Annotated in this window: 8 protein-coding genes and 1 pseudogene; 6 read left to right on the forward strand and 3 right to left on the reverse strand. The window is 35.8% G+C overall.

Annotation, left to right across the window (positions count from 1 at the left end; all coding sequences use genetic code 11):
• A partial coding sequence (locus tag Q338_RS10595) for a hypothetical protein (RefSeq protein WP_034295205.1) occupies positions 1-866 on the reverse strand: 866 nt, incomplete at its 3' end.
• A 48-nt stretch (positions 867-914) separates the two neighbouring features.
• Here Q338_RS10595 and Q338_RS10600 point away from each other — a divergent pair.
• The 6 genes and pseudogenes from Q338_RS10600 to Q338_RS10625 form a co-directional block, all read left to right on the forward strand.
• A pseudogene (locus Q338_RS10600) lies at positions 915-1,331 on the forward strand (IS5 family transposase); the annotation flags it as partial.
• A gap of 101 nt (positions 1,332-1,432) precedes the next feature.
• Positions 1,433-2,467 carry a nucleoside-diphosphate sugar epimerase/dehydratase gene (locus Q338_RS10605; RefSeq protein WP_034295207.1) on the forward strand — a complete coding sequence of 345 codons (1,035 nt, stop codon included), beginning with the start codon at positions 1,433-1,435 and terminating at the stop codon, positions 2,465-2,467.
• 2 nt (positions 2,468-2,469) lie between these two features.
• Positions 2,470-3,591, forward strand: a complete 1,122-nt coding sequence (gene wbjC / locus Q338_RS10610; protein ID WP_034295209.1) for a UDP-2-acetamido-2,6-beta-L-arabino-hexul-4-ose reductase — start codon at positions 2,470-2,472, stop codon at positions 3,589-3,591.
• Positions 3,592-3,609: 18 nt separating this feature from the next.
• The gene (wecB, locus tag Q338_RS10615) at positions 3,610-4,740 is read left to right on the forward strand and encodes a non-hydrolyzing UDP-N-acetylglucosamine 2-epimerase (RefSeq protein ID WP_034295211.1); all 1,131 of its coding nucleotides are present in this window, start codon (positions 3,610-3,612) and stop codon (positions 4,738-4,740) included.
• Positions 4,741-4,776: 36 nt separating this feature from the next.
• On the forward strand, positions 4,777-5,952 hold the full coding sequence (locus Q338_RS10620) for a glycosyltransferase family 4 protein (protein ID WP_034295213.1): 1,176 nt from the start codon (positions 4,777-4,779) through the stop codon (positions 5,950-5,952).
• Between the two features lie 82 nt (positions 5,953-6,034).
• Positions 6,035-7,264 carry a sugar transferase gene (locus Q338_RS10625; protein WP_051968612.1) on the forward strand — a complete coding sequence of 410 codons (1,230 nt, stop codon included), beginning with the start codon at positions 6,035-6,037 and terminating at the stop codon, positions 7,262-7,264.
• 43 nt (positions 7,265-7,307) lie between these two features.
• Here Q338_RS10625 and Q338_RS10630 read toward each other — a convergent pair whose 3' ends face one another.
• A complete protein-coding gene (locus Q338_RS10630) occupies positions 7,308-8,279 on the reverse strand; it encodes a class 1 fructose-bisphosphatase (protein WP_034295215.1) in 972 nt (323 codons plus the stop codon).
• A gap of 106 nt (positions 8,280-8,385) precedes the next feature.
• Complete coding sequence (locus Q338_RS10635) at positions 8,386-9,066, reverse strand: suppressor of fused domain protein (RefSeq protein ID WP_034295217.1); 681 nt, start codon at positions 9,064-9,066, stop codon at positions 8,386-8,388.
• Between the last annotated feature and the right edge of the window lie 192 nt (positions 9,067-9,258).

Here is a 9,258-nt window from a genome sequence, read left to right on the forward strand (position 1 = left end):
AAATACCACGGTTCAATGCTTTGCCCATTGCACACCACTTTGGCACACACCAATTTAACTGCCACAGGTTCTGCCTTTTGGGCTGCTTGATTTTTGGCATACACTTTTCGTTTTAAAATCACATTGATTTGGGCAACATAAAGCTGTGCTTTTTGTCCTTTGTAATCAATGTCTTTAAAAAAACGATACGGCAAAGTCCGTGCCAATGTTTGTGCATTGCTTTGAACATCGCGGTGCAGCAAACCCGTGTTTTGGCGAATGCGTACCAAAAACAAATGCCCTTGTGTTGCCCATTGGCTTAAATGGTAAAAACTGTCGCCTTCTCGGTCTATGATGTTGATAATTTGCTGTTTTGCCGAATGAAAACCTTGTTCTTTTATCCAGTTAATGCGTTTGGATAATTCGTCTAAATGCGTTTCCTGCTTGGACAAATGCTCATCATAGCTGCTGTATACGCGCTCGGCGGTGTGCAAATTCTGCGCCACAGGGGCAATGGGCAAACCCGTTGTGTCGCTGATAAGCAGGCTGCTTTGCAATTCGTAGCCTATGTTGTTGTGTTTGTTAGACACGGCATAGGTATCGTGTTTGTTTTTGTGCTTTATGCTGATTTTAGACCAATCGTGTGCCACCAATAAATAACGTTTAACAGATTGTTCTGAAACGGTTTTAATGCTTTGTGTCATGGCTTGGCTCAATGCGCTGATGCGAACATTGTCATTGTTCAAAAATCGCGATAGGGCTTCGGTATAGGCTTTCACGGTTTTTTTATCATATGGTTTGTGTGTCGCACCTGTGATTTGGGCTGGCACACTGTGTTGTTGGATAAGTTGCAGGTAACGTTTGTTTAAACGTTTATCGGTGTTCAAAAGTTTGGGCTCATTCGGCGTATTATAATTTTGTGTAGATGGTTATGGCATACATCCAAAATTCATTTGGCTGTTGATGCCTGCGGTAATCCGATTGAATTTATTATTACAGCAGGCAATGTAAATGATATTGTGGTTGCACCTAACTTATTGGCACAATTGGATTTAAGTCATACCGATACCGTTTGTGCTGACAGGGGGTTTGACAGCGATGCTTTTCGTGAATTAATCCGCTCTGAACAATGCCAAGCCAATATTCCATATAAGAAAAATAGGGAACACCTTAACGTCAATACAGACTGGTATTTATATAAAATCAGGCATTTAGTGGAAAATGCTTTAGCACGTTTAAAGCATTTTCGCGCAGTCGCAACGCGGTACGACAAATTAAAACGTAACTACGAAGCGACCGTTTCATTAGCTTGTGCTTTGGTTTGGTTTGGTTTGGTTTGGTTGAAATTATAGGCGAATTGTCATTAGCCCCTAGGTAAAATTGAAAAATTATTCATTGTTATCAATTTATGTTATAATTCAAAGAATTTATAATTCTCTAACAAGGTGCTAAAATGTTTAAGGATAAAACTCTTCTAATCACAGGTGGTACAGGTTCATTTGGTAATACTGTCTTAAAACGCTTTCTTCAAACGGACATTAAAGAAATTCGCATTTTTTCTCGTGATGAAAAAAAACAAGATGATATGCGTAAAAAATATAACTCACCTAAATTAAAGTTTTACATTGGTGACGTTCGTGATTTTAATAGCATTTTAAATGCAACACGAGGTGTCGACTATATCTATCATGCAGCAGCTTTAAAGCAAGTACCATCGTGTGAATTTTATCCATTAGAAGCAGTAAAGACAAATGTATTAGGTACTGAAAATGTATTGGAAGCTGCTATTCAAAATGGTGTGAAACGTATCGTTTGTTTAAGTACAGATAAGGCTGTGTACCCTATTAACGCAATGGGCATTTCCAAAGCAATGATGGAAAAGGTTATTGTTGCAAAGTCTCGTAATTTAGAGGGGACTAATACTACAATCTGTTGTACCCGTTATGGTAATGTGATGGCATCTCGTGGATCAGTGATTCCTTTATTTGTAGATCAAATTCGTGCAGATAAGCCTTTTACAATTACAGATCCAACAATGACACGTTTTATGATGACCTTGGATGATGCCGTTGATTTAGTGTTATATGCTTTTGAAAATGGACAAAATGGGGATATTTTTGTACAAAAAGCACCAGCAGCAACAATTGAAACGTTAGCGAAAGCAATAACAGAATTATTGAATGTGCCAAATCATCCAATTACAGTAATTGGTACGCGTCATGGTGAGAAAGCTTTTGAAGCCTTATTGAGCCGTGAAGAACGTTTAAAGGCAATCGATCAAGGTAATTATTTCCGTGTGCCTGCAGATAATCGTGATTTAAATTATGGTAAATATGTAGATGAAGGCGATACTCATATTTCTGAAGTTACTGATTATAATTCAGATAATACAACTCGCTTAGATGTAGAAGGTATGAAACAGCTTTTGTTGAAGTTGGAATTCATCCGTTCTTATATTGATGGTGTGTATATTTCTCCTGAGGCTTAATAATGAAAATATTAGTTACAGGTTCAAATGGTTTTATTGCCAAAAACTTTATCCAATTTTTGTCAGAACAGCAAAACGTTGAGGTGTTAAAACAAAATCGTCAAACATCTGATGATCAATTAGTTACGTTTATTTTACAGGCTGATTGGATTGTTCATTTAGCAGGCGTTAATCGTCCTCAAAATGAACAAGAGTTTATTGATGGAAATATATCATTAACAGAAAAAATTACTAATATTCTCAAGGATAATAATAAAAAAACACCATTAATTTTATCATCATCAATTCAGGTGGAACGAGAACAACAAAATGCCTATGGACAGAGTAAATTAGGTGGTGAACAGATTATTATAAACTTGGCAAAAGAGCATAATAATCCCACTTATATCTGCCGTTTAGCGAATGTATTTGGTAAGTGGTCTCGTCCGAATTATAACTCTGCAGTCGCAACATTTTGTCATAATGTATGTAATGATTTACCGATTGAAATTCATGATGAAAATGCAGAAATTCGTTTGGTATATATTGATGATGTGGTTGAAACATTTTGGAATATTATTCAAGGTGAGTATAAACCTGAAAATAGCTGTTTTTATATTAAACCTGAATACAAAATTACAGTGGGGAAATTGGTTGAAACACTAAAAGATTTTAAAAACTCTCGTCAAACACTTATTACAGATGAAGTAGGTACAGGGTTGAAAAGAGCTTTATATTCAACTTATTTGAGCTTTTTTAAGCCAGAACAATTTGATTATACTGTTCAAAGGCATGGTGATGCGAGAGGTGTTTTTGTTGAAATGCTAAAAACCCCACATACAGGTCAATTCTCATACTTTACGGCTCATCCAGGTATTACACGTGGAGGGCATTATCATCATACCAAAAATGAAAAGTTTTTAGTTATCAAAGGTGAAGCTTTGTTTAAGTTTAAACATTTAATCACTGGTGAATATTATGAATTAAAAACAAATGGTGAAGAGGCTCGTATTGTTGAGACTGTACCAGGCTGGACACATGATATCACTAACATTGGTACTGATGAACTCATTGTCATGTTATGGGCAAATGAAATTTTTGATCGTGAAAAACCTGACACTTATGCATTACCTGTAATTAATTAATAATGAATGAGATGTATAATGAAAAAATTGAAACTAATGACTGTTGTTGGTACTCGTCCTGAAATTATTCGTTTATCTCGTGTGATGGCAAAATGTGATGAATATTTTGAACATATTTTGGTTCATACTGGACAGAATTATGATTATGAGTTGAATGAAATATTTTTTACTGATTTAGGTATTCGTAAACCTAATTATTTCTTAAATGCTGCTGGTAAAACTGGTGCAGAAACAATTGGTAATGTGATTATTGCAGTAGATAACGTTTTAGAAGACGTACAGCCTGAAGCTTTGTTAGTCTTAGGAGATACAAATAGCTGTATTTCAGTTTTACCTGCCAAGCGTCGTAAGATTCCGACATTCCATATGGAAGCAGGTAATCGTTGCTTTGATATGCGTGTACCAGAAGAAATTAATCGCCGTATTGTTGATCATACTGCTGATATCAATTTAACTTATAGTACAATTGCACGTGACTATTTATTAGCTGAAGGTCTGAGACCTGATCAAGTGATAAAAACAGGCAGTCCAATGTTTGAAGTATTGAATTTTTATCGGGATAAAATTCAAAATTCAAATGTATTACAACTGTTGAATTTAACAGAAAACCGGTATTTTGTAGTCAGTGCTCATCGAGAAGAAAATATTAATTCAGATCAAAACTTTTTAGATTTGGTAAATATGCTTAATGCTATTGCAGAAAAATACCAATTTCCTGTCATTGTATCCACACACCCTAGAACACGTAAACGTATTGAAGAGTTAAATATTCAATTTAATCCTTTGATTCAGTTACTGAAACCACTTGGCTTTAGTGATTACAATAAGTTACAACTTTCTGCAAAAGCAACATTATCAGATAGTGGTACGATTAATGAAGAGTCTTCTATTTTAAATTTTCCTGCTTTAAATTTACGTCAAGCACATGAGCGTCCAGAAGGTATGGAAGAAGCTGCTGTCATGATGGTAGGTTTAACTGCTGAACGTGTATTACAAGGTTTGGCTATTTTGGATACACAAAGTCGGGGTGAGCAGCGTTTATTGCGTTTAGTAGAAGATTATAGTATGCCAAATGTGAGTGAAAAAGTGGCTCGTATTATTTTAAGCTATACTGATTATGTAAATCGTGTGGTTTGGAAGAAATATTAGTTTTAAATTATTTCATAATGATATAGGTTTTTAATTATGCAAAAAAAAGTCTTCCTTATCTCTGAATATTATCGTGCAGAACAAAATACAACTGGATATTTACTTGAAAAACTTTGTTCTGCTTTAGAAAATGATTCTGAAATTGATTTAACTTTATTAGTTAAGGAAGACTTGTCTTTTTCAAAACAGCAGAATGCCTTTTATGTAAAAGCTGGTGAGAAAAATAAAAGTAGTTTATTAAAAAGATTAATATATGAACTAAGATTATCTTTCGGTTTTTTACGTCAATCATGGAAATATATTCAAAAAGACCATATTGTTTTTACAGGTACAACACCTATATTTCTCTTACCTATTGTTGTGATTTTAAAAAAAATAATAGGTTTTCAATGGATACTATTGGTTCATGATGTATTTCCTGAAAATCTTGTGCCTGCACAGATAGTTAAGCCAAATAATATTTGGTATAAAATATTAAAGCAAATCTTTGATTATATTTATGGTCAAGCTGAAAAAGTTATTGTTATTGGTAAAGATATGCAAGATTTAGTGTATTCAAAAACCAAGAAAAATAATATAGATATTGTGCAAAATTGGATTGATGCATCTGATATTGCCATACAAGAAAAATCAAATAACTCGATTTTACAAGAAATAGGTTGGGCAAATAGCCAAGAGATTATTTTTTATTACTTTGGTAATATTGGTCGCATGCAAGGTATTGATATTATTTTAAATGCCATTACAAAAATGAAATACTCTTCTCAAGCAAAATTTATTTTTATTGGTACTGGTGCATATATTAAGAATTTACAAGATAAAATTAAATATATGAATAACCCAAATATTATATATTATGGCTATGTATCTCAAGCAAATAGATCCGATGGTTTAAATGCTGGAGATATTGCTTTAGTTACATTAACAGATGGTATGTTAGGGCTTGGAGTTCCAAGTAAAAGCTACTTTACCATGGCAGCTAATAAACCAATATTTGCAATTATGGACAATAATAGTGAAATTATTGATATGATTAAGCAACATAATATTGGATGGTATGCAGATAATAATGAAGAAAATATAGCTCAAAAATTAGATTTAATTATAGAAAAATTTAATGAATACCAATTAAATAGCCCTAGAGAAATTTTGGAGAAATTTTATTCGGAAAAAGAATTGATAGGTAAAGTAATTAATATTATTAAAAAATAATAACCTAGATTTTCAGAAATAAAGCAAGATAATTCTTTTTTCGAAAAAGATTAATTACTAACTTATTTTTATAAATCAATTTATGTTAAAACTAAAATATACTCAACTTCAAATGAAAATATGGGTTAGCCCAATTATTTGTGCTATTTTACCGTATTTTATTTTGTTTTTAACAATTTCGAAGTATTCAGGCTACGCCTACATCATCAGTATGCTTACCGTTGGATTAGCTCACTATTTCACAACCAAATCCATTTCAGCAATTACAAAGCATCCTGGTCAAAAATCTGCCCTATCCATTGTTCCCAATAGTTTATTTTGGTTTACTATGGTGTGGGTGGCTTTACGTGTTTTTGGTTTACCCTATTCTGTTTGGTATTTGGGATTAGGTTGGTTATTATCTATTGCTTTTTCGTATTTGGATTTTCGCATACAAACTCGTAAAACAACCGTTCTTGCCTACATTCCTTTTGGTCGAGCTAAAACAGCCCATATATTGCCTGAAACGGAATGGATTTGCTTAACAGAACCTTTTGCTCCTAATCATTTGATTGATGGCTATGTTACAGATTTGCGCTCATCTGAACTCACATCAGAATGGCAAAAATTCCTTGCCCAACAAATACTAAAAGGTATCTCCGTTTACCATATTCGCCAGATGGAAGAAGTTTTAACTGGACGTGTTAAAATTACGCATTTTTCTGAAAATGAATTAGGCTCCCTTCTCCCATCTCAAAATTATATGAATATTAAACATATTCTAGATTGTATTTTAATTATTCTATCTTTACCTATTACATTACCATTGGTTTTAATTGTTTCTATTCTAATTAAATTAGAAGATGGCGGTTCCATTATCTACACTCAACCACGCATTGGTTATCGCGGTAAAACAATTACTGTTTATAAACTCCGCAGCATGAAAGAAAATAATCAAGAAAGTATAACTACTTCTGATGACGACCGCATTACTAAAATTGGTAAAATCATTCGTAAAACTAGAATTGATGAATTACCTCAATTTATCAATGTGTTAAAAGGTGAAATGAGCTTAATTGGTCCACGTGCAGAATTTAAAACTTTTGCAGAAGAATTAGAACAACAAGTACCTTTTTACAATTACCGCCATATTGTCAAACCTGGTATTTCTGGCTGGGCTCAAGTTATGCACGGCTATGCAACAGGCACAGAAGAAACACAAGTTAAAATAGAGTATGATTTCTACTACATCAAACACTTCTCCTTCAGCCTAGATGTCCTGATTTTCTTCAAAACCATCAAAACCATACTAACTGGTTTTGGCGCACGCTAATCGAAAAGGCAGCCTGAAAATTTTTCAGGCTGCCCTATTCTATTTAACCATGTAATTCGCGCACTCTCTCCACTTCTTCCGCGCTACCCAGCACCACTGCCACGCGCTGATGTAAACCAGTCGGTTGAATTTCCAGCATATTTTCACGCGCATTCGTGATTTTGCCGCCCGATTGCGCCACAATCAAACCCAAGGGATTGGCTTCGTACATCAAACGCAATTTGCCCGCTTTGCTCGAGTCGCGGTTGTCTTTCGGGTAGAGAAACACGCCACCGCGCATCAAAATCCGATGCACTTCCGCTACCATACTTGCTACCCAACGCATATTGTAATTTTTGCCACGCGCACCGTCTTTGCCTGCCAACAGCTCACCAATGTATTGCTGCACAGGCATTTCCCAATGGCGTTGGTTGGACATATTAATCGCAAATTCTGCCGTTTGTTCAGGGATTTTGGGATTTTCATGTGTTTGCAACCATTCGCCTTGTTCGTTCAAAGTAAACACATTCACACCATGTTTAAACGTCAAAACCAACACCGTTTGCACGCCATACAAAACATAACCAGCCGCCACTTGTTGCGCGCCTTTTTGTAGGAAATCTTCCACTTTCAGGCTGCCTGAAACGGTTTTGTCGCGTTTCAGCACCGAAAAAATCGTGCCAATGGAAATGTTCACATCAATATTGGACGAGCCGTCCAAAGGGTCAAACAGCACCAAATATTCGCCCTGTTCATGACAAGCAACAAAATCGTCTTCTTCTTCGCTCGCCAAACCTGCCACATTAGGGTTTTGTTTTAATTCATCAATTAAAATTTGATTGGCAATCACGTCCAATTTTTTTTGCGCTTCGCCTTGCACATTGCCCGTGCCAGCCTCGCCCAACACGCCCGCCAACGCACCCAAACGCACATTCGCGCTGATGTTCAGGCAGGCTGAAACCACGCTGCGTACCGTATCACGCAATTCAGGCGCAACTTGGTTTTGTGATTGCAGATAGTGTTGAAAAGTTTGCATTTTTATCTCTCCATTGAATTAATTAACAAATTACAACGGACTACATTTTACCATGAATTATTTTCAGGCAGCCTGAAAAATAGGAGATACAAATCAATTAACAAGACTAAACATAACTCTTGGTGCGCGTTAAATCCGTAATTAAATCAGGATTATCCACACGCATTTTATCCACCAATTCTTTGCAACGGTTGGTTTTTGGGTCTTGCCATAACCAATCCAATTCCGCCTGTGTCAAACCAACCATTTGTAAAAATTGAACTTCGCCATGCGGTGTTTGAATGGTCGGCAATTGGGTATCAGGCACAAAAGCAATACCCACCAAAGCCGTTTCACAATCGGCTTTAATCGGGCTATTGGTAGGAATAAAATGGTAGGCATCAAAATAGTTTCCACTTTCAAAGACATATCTAGCCAAATTATTCATTAAATTAATCGCCCAAATTGGCTCATGTTCCGCATTATTGTATTCATCATCGCCCTGATACGGCGCAAGACGGAAAGTGAACTCAAAACCCCATTTGCTGTATTCCTGCCCTGCTCTTTCGGGATTAAAATACAATTCGCTCATGCCATACGAAACCAAATGACGGTGGAATACGGGTGCATGGCAATCGTAAATGCTTGTGCCGTCCAAAGGGTCATTGCCGCCCATCCACCACTTAATCATGGCAGCATAATGACGCGGCTCTTGTTCGCCATAAATTTTTTCCAATTCTGCATCAATGGCTTCCCAGCCAACTGATTGTTCTTCATCAAATTGTTTACGGTATTCTTGTTCGGTCATCATGATTTTTCCTTATCTATCTTAAAATGAGCTTGCGCTTGAATGAAACACTCGGTTTTTTGAATATGGGCTTCTATAATTTTTTTCAGGCTGCCTTACAGTACACGACAACTACATGTAGGGTGCGTATTATGCACCGAAATTTCAATTATTTGAATGATTTGGTGCGTGGTACGCACCCTACATTTTGGG

The organism is Alysiella crassa DSM 2578 (assembly GCF_000745955.1).
Taxonomy (GTDB): Bacteria; Pseudomonadota; Gammaproteobacteria; order Burkholderiales; family Neisseriaceae; genus Simonsiella; species Simonsiella crassa.

What these genes read in the sequence shown, in the direction of transcription:
- Q338_RS10605 (WP_034295207.1), top strand. Translation starts at nt 1,433, where the DNA reads ATGTTTAAGGATAAAACTCTTCTAATCACAGGTGGTACAGGTTCATTT.
- wbjC (WP_034295209.1), top strand. Translation starts at nt 2,470, where the DNA reads ATGAAAATATTAGTTACAGGTTCAAATGGTTTTATTGCCAAAAACTTT.
- wecB (WP_034295211.1), top strand. Translation starts at nt 3,610, where the DNA reads ATGAAAAAATTGAAACTAATGACTGTTGTTGGTACTCGTCCTGAAATT.
- Q338_RS10620 (WP_034295213.1), top strand. Translation starts at nt 4,777, where the DNA reads ATGCAAAAAAAAGTCTTCCTTATCTCTGAATATTATCGTGCAGAACAA.
- Q338_RS10625 (WP_051968612.1), top strand. Translation starts at nt 6,035, where the DNA reads ATGTTAAAACTAAAATATACTCAACTTCAAATGAAAATATGGGTTAGC.
- Q338_RS10630 (WP_034295215.1), bottom strand. Translation starts at nt 8,279, where the DNA reads ATGCAAACTTTTCAACACTATCTGCAATCACAAAACCAAGTTGCGCCT.
- Q338_RS10635 (WP_034295217.1), bottom strand. Translation starts at nt 9,066, where the DNA reads ATGACCGAACAAGAATACCGTAAACAATTTGATGAAGAACAATCAGTT.